Annotated in this window: 16 protein-coding genes and 1 pseudogene; 9 read left to right on the top strand and 8 right to left on the bottom strand. The window is 53.7% G+C overall.

Annotated elements, in window-relative coordinates; translation table 11 throughout:
• The first annotated feature begins 14 nt into the window (after positions 1 to 14).
• From EGT51_RS08490 to EGT51_RS08465, 6 genes are all read left to right on the top strand, one after another.
• The gene (locus EGT51_RS08490; protein WP_135368282.1) at positions 15 to 1058 is read left to right on the top strand and encodes a zinc-dependent alcohol dehydrogenase family protein; all 1044 of its coding nucleotides are present in this window, start codon (positions 15 to 17) and stop codon (positions 1056 to 1058) included.
• Positions 1059 to 1355: 297 nt separating this feature from the next.
• Positions 1356 to 2696, top strand: a complete 1341-nt coding sequence (locus EGT51_RS08485) for an MFS transporter (protein ID WP_135368281.1) — start codon at positions 1356 to 1358, stop codon at positions 2694 to 2696.
• A gap of 85 nt (positions 2697 to 2781) precedes the next feature.
• On the top strand, positions 2782 to 3384 hold the full coding sequence (locus EGT51_RS08480; protein ID WP_135368280.1) for an NAD(P)H-binding protein: 603 nt from the start codon (positions 2782 to 2784) through the stop codon (positions 3382 to 3384).
• Positions 3385 to 3420: 36 nt separating this feature from the next.
• Complete coding sequence (locus EGT51_RS08475; protein WP_135368279.1) at positions 3421 to 4260, top strand: SDR family oxidoreductase; 840 nt, start codon at positions 3421 to 3423, stop codon at positions 4258 to 4260.
• Positions 4261 to 4438: 178 nt separating this feature from the next.
• A complete protein-coding gene (locus EGT51_RS08470) occupies positions 4439 to 4801 on the top strand; it encodes a nuclear transport factor 2 family protein (RefSeq protein WP_135368278.1) in 363 nt (120 codons plus the stop codon).
• 17 nt (positions 4802 to 4818) lie between these two features.
• Positions 4819 to 5376 (top strand): DapH/DapD/GlmU-related protein, encoded by a 558-nt coding sequence (locus EGT51_RS08465; RefSeq protein WP_135368277.1) that lies wholly within the window; start codon positions 4819 to 4821, stop codon positions 5374 to 5376.
• A 273-nt stretch (positions 5377 to 5649) separates the two neighbouring features.
• On the opposite strand, the gene abc-f is transcribed toward EGT51_RS08465, so the two are convergent.
• Positions 5650 to 7137 carry a ribosomal protection-like ABC-F family protein gene (gene abc-f / locus EGT51_RS08460; protein ID WP_135368276.1) on the bottom strand — a complete coding sequence of 496 codons (1488 nt, stop codon included), beginning with the start codon at positions 7135 to 7137 and terminating at the stop codon, positions 5650 to 5652.
• Positions 7138 to 7523: 386 nt separating this feature from the next.
• On the opposite strand from abc-f, the gene EGT51_RS08455 reads away from it, so the two are divergent.
• On the top strand, positions 7524 to 8141 hold the full coding sequence (locus EGT51_RS08455; RefSeq protein WP_135368275.1) for a LysE/ArgO family amino acid transporter: 618 nt from the start codon (positions 7524 to 7526) through the stop codon (positions 8139 to 8141).
• A gap of 556 nt (positions 8142 to 8697) precedes the next feature.
• Positions 8698 to 9630 (top strand): ADP-ribosylglycohydrolase family protein, encoded by a 933-nt coding sequence (locus EGT51_RS08450; protein WP_135368274.1) that lies wholly within the window; start codon positions 8698 to 8700, stop codon positions 9628 to 9630.
• A 184-nt stretch (positions 9631 to 9814) separates the two neighbouring features.
• Here the strand turns inward: EGT51_RS08450 and EGT51_RS08445 are convergent, their stop codons facing one another.
• The gene (locus EGT51_RS08445; RefSeq protein WP_135368273.1) at positions 9815 to 10525 is read right to left on the bottom strand and encodes a hypothetical protein; all 711 of its coding nucleotides are present in this window, start codon (positions 10523 to 10525) and stop codon (positions 9815 to 9817) included.
• Positions 10526 to 10809: 284 nt separating this feature from the next.
• Between EGT51_RS08445 and EGT51_RS13240 the strand changes: the two are divergent.
• Positions 10810 to 10932, top strand: a pseudogene (locus tag EGT51_RS13240) (sugar O-acetyltransferase); the annotation flags it as partial.
• On the opposite strand, the gene EGT51_RS08435 reads toward EGT51_RS13240, so the two are convergent.
• The 6 genes from EGT51_RS08435 to EGT51_RS08410 form a co-directional block, all read right to left on the bottom strand.
• Positions 10925 to 11506, bottom strand: coding sequence for a cadmium resistance transporter (locus EGT51_RS08435; RefSeq protein ID WP_225428704.1), 582 nt, complete (start codon positions 11504 to 11506; stop codon positions 10925 to 10927). The pseudogene EGT51_RS13240 and the gene EGT51_RS08435 sit on opposite strands and share 8 nt — an antisense overlap.
• Before the next feature lie 365 nt (positions 11507 to 11871).
• Entirely contained in the window at positions 11872 to 12381 is a 510-nt protein-coding gene (locus EGT51_RS08430) for a GtrA family protein (protein ID WP_135368272.1), read from the bottom strand.
• Positions 12382 to 13196: 815 nt separating this feature from the next.
• A complete protein-coding gene (locus EGT51_RS08425) occupies positions 13197 to 14837 on the bottom strand; it encodes a peptide ABC transporter substrate-binding protein (RefSeq protein ID WP_135368271.1) in 1641 nt (546 codons plus the stop codon).
• Between the two features lie 473 nt (positions 14838 to 15310).
• Positions 15311 to 15670 carry an MmcQ/YjbR family DNA-binding protein gene (locus EGT51_RS08420; protein WP_135368270.1) on the bottom strand — a complete coding sequence of 120 codons (360 nt, stop codon included), beginning with the start codon at positions 15668 to 15670 and terminating at the stop codon, positions 15311 to 15313.
• 190 nt (positions 15671 to 15860) lie between these two features.
• The gene (locus tag EGT51_RS08415) at positions 15861 to 16709 is read right to left on the bottom strand and encodes an SPFH domain-containing protein (protein WP_135368269.1); all 849 of its coding nucleotides are present in this window, start codon (positions 16707 to 16709) and stop codon (positions 15861 to 15863) included.
• Positions 16710 to 16719: 10 nt separating this feature from the next.
• Entirely contained in the window at positions 16720 to 17049 is a 330-nt protein-coding gene (locus EGT51_RS08410) for a toxin-antitoxin system HicB family antitoxin (RefSeq protein ID WP_135368268.1), read from the bottom strand.
• Positions 17050 to 17794 lie beyond the last annotated feature (745 nt).

Below are 17794 nucleotides of genomic sequence, written 5' to 3'. Positions count from 1 at the left end.
TGGAGGAATTTCAAATGAAAACAGCCGTATTTGTTGAACCAGGCAAGGTAGAAGCCCAAGAATTACCTAAACCAGAAGTGAAGAATCCCACGGACGCCGTTCTAAAAATCGTCCGTGCCTGTGTTTGCGGCTCCGACCTGTGGTGGTATCGCGGCATCAACGACCGGCAAAAGAACACGCCGGTGGGTCACGAAGCTATCGGAATCGTGGAGAGTGTGGGTAGCGATGTCACCAACGTGAAACCCGGTGACTTTGTCGTCGCCCCGTTCACCCATGGTTGCGGTCATTGTGCGGCTTGTCTAGCCGGCTTTGACGGCGATTGTGAAAATGCACGGACCGATGACGAAATCGTCGGCTACCAAGGCGAATACTTACGCTTCAAGAACGCCGACTGGGCCCTAGTCAAGGTACCCGGTCAACCCAGCGATTATTCCGATGCCCAACTCAACGACCTGTTAACGCTAGCCGACGTGATGGCTACGGGTTACCACGCCGCCGCAACCGCCGAAGTTAAGGACGGCGATACGGTGGTCGTTATGGGTGACGGCGCCGTGGGTCTGTGCGGGGTAATTGCTGCCAAGCTTCGCGGGGCTAAGCGAATTATTGCCATGAGCCGCCACGCCGACCGCCAGGCGTTGGCCAAGGAATTTGGCGCGACCGATATCGTAGCCGAACGCGGCGATGAAGCCGTTGAACGTGTCATGGCCCTGACGGCTGGTGCTGGTGCCGATGCCGTCTTGGAATGTGTCGGGACTGAACAATCCGTCGATACGGCTGTCAAGGTAGGCCGTCCGGGTGCCGTGGTTGGTCGTGTGGGCGTGCCGCAAAAGGCTGAAATGAACACCAACAACTTGTTCTGGAAGAACATTGGCCTGCGCGGTGGAATCGCTTCGGTCACAACTTACGACCGGGCTGTTCTGCTGGATGCCGTTTTGAAGGGTGAAATTCACCCCGGTAAGGTCTTCACGCAACGCTTTGACCTTGATCACGTCCAGGACGCCTATGAGGCCATGGACAAGCGAGAAGCAATTAAATCATTGTTAATTATCAGTGATTAATAATTAAATGCAATTATTAATAATAAAAATGGGCGTGTGGCAGTAGCTGCAGGCCCCTTTTTAATGGGAAAAACACCCTCTCTACGCTTACTAACGAAATTGGTGAGGAATTTGTAACCTCTGGGCGACAAGACTTTAGAATTCCTTACAAGTCTGTCTCTTTGAAAATGAGTGACTGGGGTGAAATGCGGGATTCGCCGAAAGCTTTTTAATTTATTTCAAATTTCTTCTTGCCTTGAAGCACGGATGAAGGTCTAAACTCCTAATCATTCACTTAAAGACGAGGAGCAAATACACATGGCAAAGCAAAAACGATTTGACTGGATCTTACTGGTCATCTTAATGAGTTATTTCATGATTCTCTTGGACAATTCAATCATCTTCACGGGGACGGTTAAAATTGCCCAAGATTTAAGCCTGAATCAGGCGACGCTGTCTTGGGTCAGCAGTGCTTATTCGCTGACGTTCGGCGGTTTCTTGTTGTTAGGGGGCCGGGCCGGAGATCTATTTGGTCGGCGGCGGGTCTTTAAATTAGGACTGATCATCTTTGGCCTGGGGTCACTTTTGGTCGGGCTGGCAGTAAATGCGCCGATGATCATTGCCGCTCGGGCCTTTCAAGGCATTGGATCGGCTATTCTGGCGCCAACCACGCTGGCAATCTTGATGGATACTTACGAAGGGGCTGAACGCGTCAAAGCCATCGCTTATTATGGCGCCATGGCCGGCATTGGCGCTAGCGTCAGTCTGGTCATTGGCGGCGTCTTCGCCAGTCTGTTAACCTGGCGGGTTGGCTTCTTCATGAACGTTCCCATCAGTATCTGGATGTATTATTTGGCGGTTAAGAAGCTCAGCGCGGATCGCGGTCAATCTGGCAAATTGGATTGGGTCGGCACCCTGAGCTCTTTGATTGGGATGAGTGCACTGGTCTACAGTATTATTGGAAATTGGGCCCAGCTGCCGGCCTTACTCTTGGCCGTCGTATTCTTGGGTATCTTCATTTATCAGGAACACCGGACGGGACAACCGATCATGCCGTTACGATTGTTTACTGACCGTGAACGGATTGGGGCTTACGTGGGGCGTTTCCTTTATCTCGGGGCCATGATGGGCTTTTGGTTCATCACGCCACAACTCATGCAAAATCAATTGGGATTCAGCGCGTTGATGGCAGGGGTCGCGTTCTTCCCCTTAACCGTGGTGAACTTTATCATTGCGCTTCAGGTTGCCCGACTGACGGCGCGATGGGGTAATGGCGGCCTACTGGTCATCGGGATTGCGCTGACGGCGTTTGGCATGCTCTGGCTGAGTTGGTTTACGCCGACGACCGGCTACTGGTGGGGAATCGCCGCGCCAATGGTCGTCATCGGAATTGGTCAAGGCTTCTCCCTGAGTCCCTTCACGGCGGCCGGAGTCGCGCACACGCAAGGGGCTGACGCTGGTGCCGCTTCTGGGGTGGTCAACGTCATGCATCAGATTGGTGGCTCCGTAGGGTTGTCGATTCTGGTGACCATGCAAGATCTCTTTGGTGGTCAAGTACCAGGGTTCCAACACGCTATCCTGACGGGTGCCGGCTTGCTGTTACTGGCCTTATTAGCCGCCATCTTCCTAATTGTGCCGGGTGAACATCAAAAAAATTAAAAATAAGTTGAAATGGGCCTTGCCTTGAAGTAACTGCAAGGGGCTACACTGAATTTATCAACGAATGAATTGGAGAAAATGAATCATGACAAACGTTTTAATTATTGGGGCAACGGGTTCTGTGGGTAGCGTTACCCGTCAATATTTCTTGGACCACACGGATGACCAACTGACCTTGATGGCGCGGAACACCCGTCGCTTGGGTCAATTGTCCGACCGCGAACGTGCAGTCACCGGCAGCGTCACGGATGCGGCAACGTTGAAGGATGCACTTAAGGGTCAGGACGTGGTTTTTGCTGCCTTGAGTGGAAACCTTGCTGGTATGGCGAAGAGTCTCGTTACCGCTATGGATGAGATGGGCGTCAAGCGCCTTTTATTCATTGCCTCGATGGGGATTTACAACGAAATTCCGGCGAGCGTGGGCGCCAGCGGCAATTTGGCCACTAACCCGATGCTGCAAGGTTACCGCAACGCCGCCGACGTGATCGAAGCATCTGACCTGAACTACACGGTCATCCGGCCCGGCTGGTTTGACAACGGTAATGACACCGACTACCAGGTGACCAAGAAGGGCGAACCCTTCGGCGGCCATGATGTTTCCCGGCAAAGCATTGCCGACCTGGTCATGCGTTTGGCTCACGACGAAACGTTGGGCTCTCGCGATAGCCTAGGTATTAACCGCAAGTAGATAACGCTGGACTTGAATTAAAGGAGTATCGTAGAAATGGAAAATAAAACATGGTTGATTACTGGTGTTAGCAACGGATTTGGTCACGCGATGACCGAACAACTCTTGGCTCAGGGGAAGACGGTCATTGGCACCGTCCGTAACGTTGCCAAGGTGCAGGACTTGATGGACCAGTATCCCGACACCTTTGTTAATGAAATTCTTGATGTGACGGATGTTTCGGCCATTCATCGCTTAGTCGCCAAGTTAACGCAGAGTTATCAGATTGATGTGTTGGTCAACAATGCCGGTTACGGGTTATTTGGTGCCGCTGAGGAATTGAGCGATGACGAGATCAATCGGATCATCGCGACTGACCTGACGGGATCCATTCAAATGGTGCGGGCTATTTTACCTAGCATGCGGCATCAGGGACATGGCCGCTTGATTCAGATTTCTTCCTACGGTGGTCAGGTGGCCTTTCCGGGGAATGCAATGTATCACGCCGCCAAGTTTGGGATTGAAGGCTTCATGGAGGCCGTTGCCCAGGAAGTGGCCAGCTTTAACATTGGCGTGACCATCGTTGAACCCGGTGGTGCGCGGACTGAATTTCGTTATGGCAGTGCGCAGGTGGCCAAGGCGATGCCGGCGTACGAAGGCAATCCGGCGCACGCCTTTCAAACGATGCTAGACCCGGCCAATGGACTCGCGCCTGGCGATCCTAAGCGTATGGCCAGCCGCATCATCGAAAGTGTCGCTCAAGACCCGGCGCCGTTGCGAATGGTCCTGGGTTCTCAAGCGCTGGAAAATACGATTGCGACGCTGGAAAAGCGAGTCGCCGATTTCAAGACACAAACGGATCTGGCCGCCTCAACGGATTTTCCGGCGGGCGAATAGGCTAGACAGGGTAGAAAAGACTGACTGTGAACGTCTCGAACGCCTCCTCCGAGGTGATTGGGACGTTTTTTATGGGCTCGTTTATCATTCTTAGGGCAATGGGCCTTGACTTGAAGTAACTGCAAGGAACTACAGTAAGGTTTTATTAAATGAAAATGGATTGAGAGGCGGTTTTAAAATGAACACAGAAATCTTACAACTTTACCGGGACTACAACCAAGCCATGGCGGCAGATGACACGGCGGCCTTGGACTGCTTACTGGGGCCGGACTTTACGCTGACCCACATGACGGGATACGTGCAGCCACGCGCGGAATGGCTGGGTGAGTTGAAACGGGGAACCATGCATTACTTTTCTTCTATCGAAGACCACGTGGCGATGCGAGCGACCACTTCAGGCTGGCAGGTGACCGGTCAAAACCGGGTCGTAGCCAGCATTCATGGTAGCGGACGGCATGAGTGGCCGTTGAATACGGTCATGACGGTTTCACAGATTGATGGTCGGTGGCAGATCTTGTCAGCGGTTGTCACGACGTATTAGAAAGGAAGGCATTAATCATGGGGGTATTTGAAAATTTAAGAGCGGGCCAGGCTTACGATATCCACGACGCGGCCTATTTAAAAGAAGTTCACGGTGAAATTGATCGGTCGGATGCGTTACAATTTCAAATCAACCAAACCAATCCTAAGCAAAAACAGCGTATCTTGGATTTGGAAAATCGCCTACTTCACGGGCAAATGACCGCTGGTACCTTCTTTACGCCGCCGATGCACATCGATACGGCCAGCCGGGTCTTTCTGGGCAAAAATGTTTACGCCAATCACGGCTTGACCATGATGGCGGCGGGCACCATTACTATTGACGATGGCGTCATGATGGGGCCGGAAGTGGGGTTCTTTACGGTCAATCATGAGCCCAAAAATATTCGAACAATCTTGACCAAGGAGATTCACATTAAGCGTAATGCCTGGATTGGCGCCCGGGTTAGTCTCTTGCCGGGCGTAACGATTGGGGAGAATGCCATTGTGGGGACGGGCGCTGTGGTCACCAAGGATATCCCCGATAATGCGGTCGCCGTAGGGGTGCCAGCTAAGGTTGTGAAGACGCTGGATTAGGTTAAATGTTTCATGTGAAACATCATGGCGAACGTCGACGTGACCTTCCCCACGGACTTGATCAGCACCGCCCAGATGTGTTCCGTCTGGAATCGGCCGATGAACGGTCTGGATTTCTTTCAGTATACTGGAAGAAACTGGGGAATTCTGGATTTTATCCAGTATACTGGATAAAAATTAGAAGTTTTGAATCTTGCATGTTGTACGAAACCAAATATGTAAATACTCTCGGACTAAAAAAGACACCGCCACAGGTGCCTTTTTTCTAGCTTTTTACGGCCGCAACCGCACCACCTTCGTGGCCACAGCGGCGATAAAATCCTGGTCGTGTTCGACCAACAGGAGGGTGGGCTGCGTCTGCGTGAGCAGGGTGGCCAGCTGGTCTTGGTTGAACACGTCCAAGTAATTTAGTGGCTCATCCCAAATAAAGAGGTTGGCCGGCGTCATGAGCGATTGGGCGAGCTCGACTTTTTTCTGCTGGCCCAGACTCATCTGGTCGATGGGCGTGGTGAAGACGTCGCGGGGCAGGCCGAGTTTTTTCAAGGTATTCAGTAATTCACGATAGTTCAGGTGATGGGCCGCGGCAAATGCCGTCAGGGAGCCGTTTTCGGTGGTCAACTGGCGGGTCACGCTCAAGGTGAGCTGCTGGTGGATCGTGGCGCTACCGGTGTGCTGGCCGGTGAAGGTCCCCTGGAGGTAGTGGATGAACGAGGACTTGCCGCAGCCGTTGGGGCCCACCAAGGCAAGCCGGTCGCCAGCGTTGAGGTCAAAGGACACGGGCTGAAATAGCTGCCGGTCACCGTACCACAACGCAAAGTCGGCGACGTGGATCAGCGGCTGGTAGTGCGTGGTCATCGGCGTCAGGGACAGCGCGGCCACGTGTTCGATATTTTGCCGCAGTCCCTCGGTGGCCTGGAGTTCGCGGTCCCGCCGGCGTTCCAGGTTCTTGGCGCGTTTCATCATCTTAGCAGGTAAGGCACTGGCTCCGGCCGCCTGCCAGCCACTGTTCTTTTGGTGCGGATTGCCGTGCTTGCGGCTCTCGGTGACCTGGGCCCAGTTGGTCCGGTCGACGGCGACTTGTTTCAGGCGGTCGGCCTCCTTTTTTAACTTGGCGTCTTGTTGCGCTTCAAAGGCGTCTTGGCGCTGCTTTTGGTCCTCGTAAACGGCGAAATTCCCCTGATACAGTCGAATCTGGCGGCGTTCAATGGCCAGCGTGTGGTCGGTGACCTGATTGAGAAAATGCCGGTCGTGACTGACGACGATGAAGCCGCGGCGTTGACGTTTGAGGTAAGCTGCGACCTGTTGGCGACTGGCCAGGTCCAGGTGATTGGTCGGTTCGTCAATCAGCGGCAGGGCTGTTTCGTCGGCAAATAAAATCGCGAGTAAAGCCTTGGTCTGTTCCCCGCCCGACAGCGCGGCAAAGGGCTGCTCCAAGCGCTGCGGGTCCAGCTGAAGTTGCCGCAATTCGCGGACCACTTGCCAGTCGGCCACGTCCGCAATGGCTTGTAGGACGGTCATCGCTGGCAAAGTGGGGTCGGGGACCGTGGCGGGAAAATAGGTGTAGGGCGTGGTGCTGGTGATGTGCCCCTGATAGGGGTAGTGGCCTTGTAAGAGGTTGAACAGGGTGGTCTTGCCCCGCCCGTTACGGCCGACCAAGCCGAGTTTCCAACGGGTATCGAGGTCTAGATCTACGTGATCAAAGAGTAAGTCGGTGTTCGACGCAAAGCCGAAGGTCAATTGGTGTAATGAAATTTTGGGCATATAACGAGACTTCCCATCTTGGTTGGCTAGGTTTCCGCAATAATGGGGTGTTCTGCGTTAGGTTTTTCACGTGAATCGCGTTCTTTCGGTTTAGTGTGGGGATGACTCAGCCATCTTAAAGTGAATTTTAGATTAAAATTAGATTAAAATCAACTCTAGTTAGTCGCCAGTCACCAGTTGGGTCACCGGGACCACACATCTGGCAATTAAAGCCGTGGGGATTAGGCGGGTTGCCTCTGGACGGTGTCGATCCTTCACGATGGAGGATAGGGGCCCGTTTCTTTTTCGTTTATCTTTAATTTTCACAGAATATTTGGTATGCTAATCGAATACTGAAAAAAACTCGGGCGGCTATCGGAGTGGGCCTGGAGGGAAAGCGAGTTATCATGTCCGCAATGTACTTGAAGGGCCTACTGTTGAGTCTGGCTCTGGTATCCTCGATTGGGATGCAAAATTTATTCGTCTTTAACAACGCCATTAACCAGCCATTGAAGCGGGCTTGGCCCGTCACCATCATGGTGTGGTTCGCCGACACGGCACTGACGTTGGCCGCCTTCTTTGGTATGGGGGCCATCATCAGTTCCCACCAGTTGTTCAAGCTGATCATCATGTTTCTGGGGGGCCTGCTGGTCATCTGGATCGGCTTTGGCATCCTGCGCTCGGCGGCCAGTTTCAAATTGGAAAGTGCCAATACGCCGTTGACGATGAAAAAGTCGCTGGTCAACGCCTGGGTCGTGACCTGGGCCAATCCCCAGGCTATCATCGACACCAGCCTGATGTTCGGGGCCTTACGCGGGTCGCTGGCCGACAACGAGGTCACCCCCTTCATCACCGGGGTCGTGTCCGCCACGGCCATCTGGTTCTTTGGCATCACGCTGATCTTGGGTCTGCTCAAGGAACGGTTGCCGCAGAAGTTCTTGATGTGGGTCAACATCGTTTCCGGCGGCATCGTCATGGTGTACGGGGCCTACCTGTTGTACCAAGCGGTGATGATGGTGATTTAGCCGGATTAAATGATAAAATTTGTCGATTGGGAGCACGTCCACTGAGCTGGCGGTGCTCTTTTAATTTGCCCAGGTGAAGGTTGAAGCTAAAATTGGTGAAACCAGGCGCCTGCGTCAGCCAGGGTTCCACCTGCTATGGGGGACACCTCCAGCCTGAGAAGCGGGCTTCCGGTTCGCTTTGAAGCCTCACTAAACCCGTAAGTCTTCAAAGTCGCCCCGCGCTGTAGGCTGAGAAAGAACCTCAGCCAACACCGCCGACACAGCTGGCTCCACCCTGGCTGCCTCCGGCAAGTTGATACCTGTCAGCAACACTGTGTTAATGAAAGACTAGTCGTCAATGCAGCTACTCTCTGGGGTTAAAACAACTGTTACTGGCAAACACTACCTTTGGCGAACGGTAGTCGACCAGTTCACATGATGTGGCTGTAAACGACTATTTTGAACGCCATGAGTCGCAGGATATCAATAGTTCCAGCTGATTTTCGTCAGCTGGATTGTGAACGCTAAGCAGTCCTGCTAAGATAATGATAAAGCCTGAAAGCGAGGGGACTTAACCATGAAATCAGCACAAATCTTAACTGTTCTCCGTACCGCCGCTGTGGCGGATGCCCTGGGCGTGCCGGCTGAAATGAAGCCGCGTGGCAGCTACCAGCTGACCGGGATGACGGGTTACGGCAGCTGGCCACAGCCGGCTGGAAGTTGGTCCGATGACACGTCCATGACGTTGTGCCTGTTACAAAATATTTTGGAAGCGGGGTCTGACGAGGACCTCTTAGACAAGTTCGAGCACTACATGATGTTTGGCGAGTGGACGCCGCGGGGGATTACCTTTGACGTGGGGCGGACCTGTGCGCACGCAGTCCGGCAACACGCCATCAACCACGTGCCCGCCCAGCAGTGCGGGGATGCGGCCGAAAATGCCAATGGTAACGGCGCATTGATGCGAATCGCGCCGCTGGCCTTCGTGCTGGCAAAGCAGCCAGTCGCGGAACGCTTTGCGACCACCAAGGCCTACACAACGGTCACTCACGGCCATCCCCGAGCGGTCGTGGGAAGCTTCATTTACTTGGAATTATTGCACGAGTTATTGGCGGGCCAAGACCTAATGACCGCATTAACCACGGTGAAGGCTACGTTGACCGGGCTAAATCCGGCTACCGCATTTGCGGCGGAGGTCCCGGCCTATCAGCGGTTATTCACGGGCAACTTCCAGAACTGCCAGCTCGACGACATCCATACTTCGGCCTACGTCGTCGACACGTTGGAGGCGGCCGTTTGGGTGGCGTTAACCGCGACCGACTTGCGTTCCGGCCTGCTGCGGGCGGTCAATCTCGGCGGCGATGTCGATACGATTGCGACGGTGGCCGCACCACTGCTGGCCATGAGTTATCCCGAGCAGACCGTTCCGGCGGAGTGGTGGCAAGCCATGATCAACCGGCCGTTGCTGGATCAAGTGATGGTGCCGTTCGCTCAAAGATTTGGAGACTAAAAAGACGAGAGTGGGCCAAAAGGCGATTAGCCGGTGAGCATTAAGGCTGATAACCGAATAATCCTGGTTTTGGATTGTTTGGTTATCAGGTTTAAGCGGAACCGGTTGCCTTTTGGCCCACGTTTCAGCTATGTAAAAGTGAAGTGAAACGAGCCTGGGATGATTGTCCCAGGCTCGTTTTAAGTTATTTTTCTTTCGGCCGAAATGGCAGCACGTTTCCCGAATCATGGGGGGTATCGTTGCTCATCTCGTCAAACATCGACTGCATGAATTTGTCGAATTCTGCCGGCGTGTCCGGCGCATCCGCTGCCACGGTCTCGTCGGGATGCAGTTCCGTGTAGAGCTGGTGGTCGCGCGCGTAGGCGAAGATGGTGTGTAGCGCCTTGAGGTCAGCCGGGTAGGCGTACAGCGCAAAGTTTAGATTGGCTTCGTCAAGGAAGTATTTAAAATCCCGTTTGCCCATGGCCAGCTTGGCTGCTTGGTAGGCGTCATTCATGATGATACCCAGAATCGTGCTCTTAAAGGTGAGGTAGACCACATCCTCGTTGGCCGCCACATCAGTGAGGTCGGCCAGTGTGATCTGGTGAATCTCCCGCCGCCCGGACCGGAGATTCTTCCCGGACAGCTTGACGTGCTGGGCCGTGGTTGGCCGCGGCACCGTGGCGGTGTTCGCGGCGGCCTGCTGTAACGCCAGGTGCAAGAAGGCGTTAAAGGCCTGCTCGTCCGTTAAATGTAATTTGTCGCGCATCTCGCCAATCAATAATCCCAGGGCCTGGCTGTACTTGGCGGGGTCCTTCATGACGGTTGCGGCGTTGGTTGATTTGACCCAGGGCTCGCCGTCGACGCCCACACCAAGCGTGAAGAGCGGAAACCCTTCAAAGCCATCATCTGCCATATTTGCCTCCTATGAAAATGCATTTAGTGCCTACATTATACCGTAGTTTGGGGTAGAACTGACGAAAATTGTTCCATGTGAAACACCCCGGGATACGGTATCATGGAGACAGATAGGCGTGATCACATGAACCTTGACGAGAAATTTGCTTACATGGCCACCGGCCAACCTTATGACGATAGTGACCCAGTGTTGGTAGCAGCGCGAGATTGGTCCACCACCAAGACCAATGCGCGCAACGCTGCCCCGACCGTGGTCGACTATTTCAGGCACTAGCGGGCAGTGCCGGCATCGTGGTGACCCACGACATCCCAGCCAACGTGATTGCGGCTGGAAACCCGTGTCAGGTGTTGCGGCCCATCACGGCGGCGGATAAGACGGGCTTTGGCGGCCATGATTTCATTTAAGCACGATGGCGAGACCGATACCGATAAATAGCAGCGGTGACAACCACGCGCCAAACCGCGCGAAGAAGTGACTGGCCACCGTCGAGCGGGCCCAGTGGTGGCTGAGCAGTAGCCACAGCCCAATCATGCTGAGAAAAATCACCAGGACTACCGCAAATTCGGGTGGGTCGAGGTGCGTGAAGTAGGGGATGTAAATGCTGAGGTTATCGCCACCGTTGCCCAGCGTGAGTGACCAAACCAGCGGCAGGCTGACCGGATGCGTCAACGTTGGCGGCAATTGGGCCACGCCGCGATTGCGCCACCAGCGCGTGAGCCCGACGATTCCCAGCGATAGTGGCACTAGCCCTAACCAGTGGACCAGTCCGCCGACGTTGTAGTGGAGAATCCCGCGACTGACTAGCCAAGAGACCAGGATCAACGTGGAAATACCCAGGTATTGGCCCACGACGACGTGGCGCCGTTGCAGCGGGGTGGCCGCGGCTAACCAAAGCAAGAGTAAGACGACCAGGTCATCGGTATCAGTGACAAAGAAGATGCCCACGGCGGTCAAAATAAAGGATAGCGTACGACTCACCTTCCTTGGTGCTACAAGATTACTTCCATTGTACAAGAAAAATGGCCCCCCGGACCGCATGGCTTGAAAAATAGTTAACAAGTCGGTCGGTTAGTTAGCTATGCGAATGATAGGTGGGTGAAAAAATAGTCGTTTCCAGCCTCGCAATGCAAACTGGCCGCCTACCGTTCGCGTGGCCTTTACCTAGCTGAAACGTGCGCCAGAAGGCAACCGGTTCCGCTTAAAACTGCTAACCAAACAATCCAAACCCAGGATTATTCGGTTAGCAGCCTTAATGCTCGCCGGCTAATCGCCTTTTGGCCCACTCTTAAAAAATGAGCGCCTAACCGCAACGGGTTAAGCGCTCAAAGTGTTTGGCGAACAAATTAGTCAGCGGGAGCGGGTTGGTTCTTGAAGACCAGCTTCTTGGATAAGAAGAAGTTCAAGACCAGTGCAATGGCGTGGCCGATGACCTTGGTCATGGTCCCGTTGGCGTTGAGCCAAGAGATTCCCAAGAACAAGATGACCGTTTCCAACAAGAACGTGGCGATTCGGGTCATGTAGAACGTGCCCATTTCACGTATTGGCTTGTCGGACTTGTGCTTGAACACGAAGGTCCGGTCGAGCCAGAAGGAACATTGCACACTGATGACCCAGTCAATGAAGTTGGCCAGTTGGTATTCAATGCCAAAGGTGTGGTAGAACAGGTAGAACAACGTGATGTTGATGACCACTGAGATGGCCCCAAACAGTAAGTAACGCGCGGCTTGGCCTTGGACCTTGTCCTCGACTGCCTGTAACTGCGCAGCGTATTCGTTTTCCGTTTCGGTTAACTCCGCTTCGTACTCCTCCTTTGAAGCCGGGTAGTGATCGTGACGTAAGGGTTGACTTTCCATAAAATTCGGAACCTTTCTGTGACGTTTCACTTAGCTGGGTGAAACCGCTGTGAAAGCACCCCGGGTCCCACCTGAGTTATGAAAACGTGTAATTGTAATGCTAGCTTAATTATACCGTTTTTGGCTGGCACTGCAACGAGAATACCCTGGGAAATTAAAGTGGTTAACTGAAGGTTGCCAGACGAAAATCAGCTGGCACTATTGGCATCAGGCGACTCATAGCGTCAAAAATAGTCGTTTCCAGCCACATAATACGAACTGGCCGCCTGCCGTTCGCCAAATATGGGTTGAAACGCTGGGGCGGACGGGCCGAGCCAAAGGACGGTCTCGTCACCTCGCTTTGAGCCGAAGCCCACGTCTCAAAGACGCCAGTTGTCTAAGCGGCATGGACCGCGCCGCTAAGACAACTCCCACGGCTGAACCCATATTTGGCGAACTCTCGGCTACGGTAGTGCGGGTTAGTAGCAGTCGTCTTAACCCCAGATAGTAGCTGTATTAACGACTACTCTTTCATTAACACAGTGTTGCTGATAAACGTCAACTTGCCGGAGGCAGCCAGGGTGGAGCCAGCTGTGTCGGCGGTGTTGGCTGAGGTTTTTTCTCAGCCTACAGCGCGGGACGACTTGAGAGACTGGCCGGTTTTGCCAGGCTTTCAAGCGAACCGGAAGACCGCTTCTCAGGCTGGAGGTGTTCCCCAGAGCAGGTGGAACCCTGGCTGACGCAGGCGCCTGGTTTCACCAATTTTAGGCGTCAGAACACCGTCATTACGGTAATCAGTGCGTTAATTTCACTTTCAACCTTCAGTTGTTAAGTGGTTAATCCGTCACATAAGCGTGCTGGTAATCCGGGCTACCATTGAATTTGTTATAAACAACGCCCTTGATCTGAGGGTTGACCAGCGTATTGGTCCGGGCCTCGTACAGGGGGGTGACGGCCTGGTCGGTCAAGGCCGTTTTGGCCGCCGTCAACAGGTCCTGGTAGCGTGCCGTTGGCTTGAGCGCATCGACACCCTCCGCGTGGGTGATGGCGCGGTCGTAGGTCTTGCTGTCGTAATGGCCCATGTTCGAGTTGTTGGTCGACGCCAAAATCTGCAGGGATTGGATTGGGTCGGCGTTGTCCATGCTCCAGCCGGTCAGGTTCAACTCGAAGTTCCCCTTGGAAACGTTGCTCAGCATGGCAGGAAATGGCATGGCGGCAACGTGAATCTTGAGGCCTAACTGATTGCCGACCGTGCTCTGAATAAATTCGGCGACGTTCTTGGTGGTGTCGTCATCGCCACAGGTGACGGTCACGCTGAGGGATGACTTGCCCAGTTGCTTTAGAGCCCGCCGGTAATACTGCTTGGCCAGCGTCGGGTTGTAACTAGCAGTGTTCTTGACGTAGGCGTCGGTCGTGAAGTCTTTACCGGTCTTGGCATTGGTCATCATGTGGTGAATGGCAAACGTCTGGGCGGGCCGCGAGCCGTTCTTTAACACCTTATCGGCTAATTGCTGGCGATTGATAGCCAGTGAAATGGCGAGGCGTAAGTCCCGGTTGGCGGCCACTTTGTTCTGTTGATTGTACTGGATGAAGCCGATACGTCCAGCGGCCAATGACTTCAAGTTCGGGTTGTGCTGGTTTTGGGTGGTCTGTTCGCCGTCCAGGGTGACGGCATCTAGTCGCTTAGACTGGTACAAGTTGTAGGCCGTCGAGCTGGTCTTGATGACCTGGTACTTGATACTGCTGAGCTTAACGGTCTTGGCGGCCACGTAGGTCGGGTTCTTCTTTAACGTCCAGCTATCGTTGGTCCCGTTCCAGTTCTTCAAGACGAACGGCCCGTTATAGACGGTCGTGGCTGCCGATGAACCGTAGCGCTTGCCGTACTTCTCGACGGCGCGCTGGTTCAACGGGTAGTAGGTAGTGCTGGCCAACATTTGCTTGAAGTAAGATGCGGGGCGACTCAGCGTGATCTGGAGTTGGTATTTTCCCACGGCCTTCACGCCCAGCGTGTTCAGGGACTTTTTGCCCGCGGCGATGGCACTGGCGTTTTTGATATTGGCAAATTGGTAGGTGAACTCCGATTTGGATTGGGGATCGAGCGTACGCTTCCAAGAGTAAACGAAGTCCTGGGCCGTCACGGGCGCGCCGTTGCTCCATTTGGCGTCGTGACGCAGGTCGATGGTGTAGTGATGGCCATGGTCTGTGACGGTAGTCTTGGTGGCCAGGGCATCTTGCGCCTGACTGTCGGCGTTCAGGCGATACAGGCCCTCACCGACCTGGCTCAACGTGTTGCTGGACACGCTGTCGGTAATCTTGGCGACGTCCAAACTCGTGATGGGCGCCGTTTCGGCTAGACGCAGGTGCTGGGCCACTGCCCGCTTAGTCGTTTGGGAATGGCCGGTCACGGCGAAGATACCGCCGATTAGGATAATGCCGCCGCAAAGGGCGAGTGCTTTCTTGTGTTGTAATAAGCTCATACTGATTTCCTCCAGTTAATTGGTCTTGGTCGGCTAGAAATAGATATGAGCGTTGCCATCGAATCATCATCAGTGAGTCCCCCTCGGAAAAAAGTCGACAAAAAACCGCCCTCAACAGCCAATGTGTTAAGGACGGTTTTAACCGCGGTGCCACCTTAATTAGACGGGTCCCCAAAAGAGACCGCGCCCCTCTCCACAGGAAACTAACATTTCCCTGACAACTGACGTATGTCACACGTCTTCCCGTACTGCAAAAGGTTCGGGGAAGCCCTCGGTGGTCCATTTAACTACCTGCGTTCGGCCGTACTCTCAGCAACGACGGCTCTCTGCACGTGCACGATAATCTTGATCTCCACCTCAATGGTTTGTTTCGGACGATTTATTGAATTGAGGCTAGTGTACCCCCGGAAAGGGTGGGTGTCAACGGTGAATTTGAAATGCAATTGGATTAATCATTGATTGATTATTAATAATTAACGTTTAATAACAGATTGATAACTACCATCAAGTAACTGAAACAGCGTCTCGCGGTCCGTGTCTTGATCCAACACGATTGACAGCCAGTGTTCCTTGTTCATGTGGTAGCCGGGCAAATAACCCGGTTTACTGCGCAGAATACCGCTCAGTTCCGGGTCGACCTTGACGTCTAAGACATCGACTTCTGCCTTACCAGTCAAGCCGAGCTTTTCGCGGGGAACGTTCATGATCAGCCCGAACCATTTGCCTTGACGGTTTTTGAGCGCGGCGTAGTGGGGGTACTGTTTGAAGGTGTACTCGGGAGTGACGCCGTAATTGTCTTCAGTGTAGGTAAAAATCTCTTTGCGCGTGACCATGATCAGCATCCTTTCTGGAAACGAGTGAGTACCTTCAGTATACGCGTAAAATTAACAGCGGGCGCCAAAAGGCAGCCAGCGAGCATTAAACCTGATAACCAAACAATCCAAGACCAGGATTATTTGGTTATCAGCCTTAATGCTCGCCGGCTAATCGCCTTTTGTCCCACTCTCCTAAATAAAAGCGAAGTTACTTGCTCGTTGGCACTTGAGGAGTCGCCGGTGTGGCCAACCCCGTCTTCAAAGCCGCGCCCACCGCGGGAATCTGGCCCAAGTCGGCCACGTGATCGTTAGGCACGACGACCACATTGGCCGGTGATTTGGCCAGGTCGCTGAAGGCCGAGATCGATTGGTTTTCGAAGAATTCTTTGGTGGCCGATTCCAGACTGGAATTGATTGTGTCAATCCGGTACTTTTCAGCGTCGGCACGCGTCCGGGTGGCCGTGGCTTCGGCGGTTGCGGTGGCCATTAGGGCGTTATTTTTAGCCTTGGTGGTCAGTTCGATGGACTTGGCTTCCCCCTCGGCCTTGGCAATGGCGGCGATCCGTTCCCGGTCGGCCGTCAACTGCTTGTCCATGGCGGACTGAATGGCCTTAGACGGCGTCAGTTCGTCGATGTTGGTCCGGTCGACGTTGATGCCATAGGTGTCGGTCAGATCGCCAATCGCGGTGGCCAGTTCCAAGTTGATCTTGGCCGTGGATCCCAACGCCTGGTTCAGGTCCATCCGGCCGATGATATCGCGCAAGTGGCCCCGCACCAGTTGCGCCATGGATTCCACGGAGTCCGTGTTTTCGTATTGATACTTCACCGCGTTGGTCACGTGGTAGTTCAGCGTCAGACTCGCCGAGACGTCCGCGTTGTCCTTGGTGATGACCGAATAATTCGGCAGGGCCAGCGGCGACATGGCCAAGCTGACGGTCCGAATTTTCTGAATTCCGGGCAGGTAAAAGTGAATCCCGGATGTGACGGAGTGCTTGTATTTCCCCAGTGTTTCTACCAAACCGACATTATTTTGCCGAACAATCCTAATCCCAAACATCCAATTCCCCCTAGATCTTTTTCAATGTCAAAATATTCCCATGACTCTCGATGACCGTGTAAGTCGCTGTTGCGTCCGGTTTTGCGGGTGCCTCCAACAGGTAGCGGTAGTAAATGCCGGCAACTAAGACCAGACCGGATTTCACGTCTAGTTCCTTCTTCGAAATGGCGCGGCCAATCAATTGGCGCTGCTCCCAGTTGCCAGCAGGTGCCGCACGCGCGAGAACCTGAGCAATGTAGGCGTTGATGCTCCGGCCATCAGCGTCTGCTGCCGCGGCAACGCGGTCAAATAAATGCTGGTCCAAGCGTAAGAGAAAACGTTTCTGTGGTTCCTTAGCCATGCGAACACCCCTTCCTGATGATAGCTTAATGATATCACGATGATATCACTTTTGCCAGCCCCGTGAACGATTAAGTGGTGGGGGCTGGTTGGGTCAAGGCCTGGGGGGGCGAGATGGTGGGCATTCTCCCAACTGAAGGTTGAAAGTGGAATTAACGCGTTAATTGCCGTAATGATGGTGTTCTGACATCTAAAGCTGGTGAAACCAGGCGCCTGCATCAGCCAAGGTTCCGCCTGCTCTGGGGAACACCTCCAGCCTGAGAAGCGGTCTTCCGGTTCGCTTGAAAGCCTGGCAAGGACCGCCAGTCTCTCAAGTCGTCCCGCGGTGTAGGCTGAGACAAAACCTCAGCCAACACCGCCGACACAGCTGGCTCCACCCTGGCTGCCTCCGGCAAGGTAGCGATTATCAGTAACGCTGTGTTAATGAAAGACTAGTCGTCAATGAAGTTACATCTAGGGTTAAGACAACTGTCACTAACACGCACTACCGTAGCCGAGAGTTCGCCAAATATGGGTTCAGCCGTGGGAGTTCCCTTAGTGACATGGTTCATGTCGCTTAGGGAACTGGCGTCTTTGAGACGCGATTTTCGGCTCAAAGCGAGGCGTCGAGACCGTTCTTTGGCTCGACCCGTCCTGTTATGATCCCTTTGGGGTTGTCAAATGAAATAATATAATTCATCTGACAATCAACGGAGGGAATATGACATGTCAAAGGTCAAGTTTAGTGCCATGGAGAAGCTGGAGCT

It is taken from the genome of Levilactobacillus suantsaiihabitans, from assembly GCF_004745505.1.
In the GTDB taxonomy this organism is placed as follows: Bacteria; Bacillota; Bacilli; order Lactobacillales; family Lactobacillaceae; genus Levilactobacillus; species Levilactobacillus suantsaiihabitans.
Note: the sequence above shows the minus strand (reverse complement) of the source record. Positions and strands in the feature narration are given on the sequence as shown.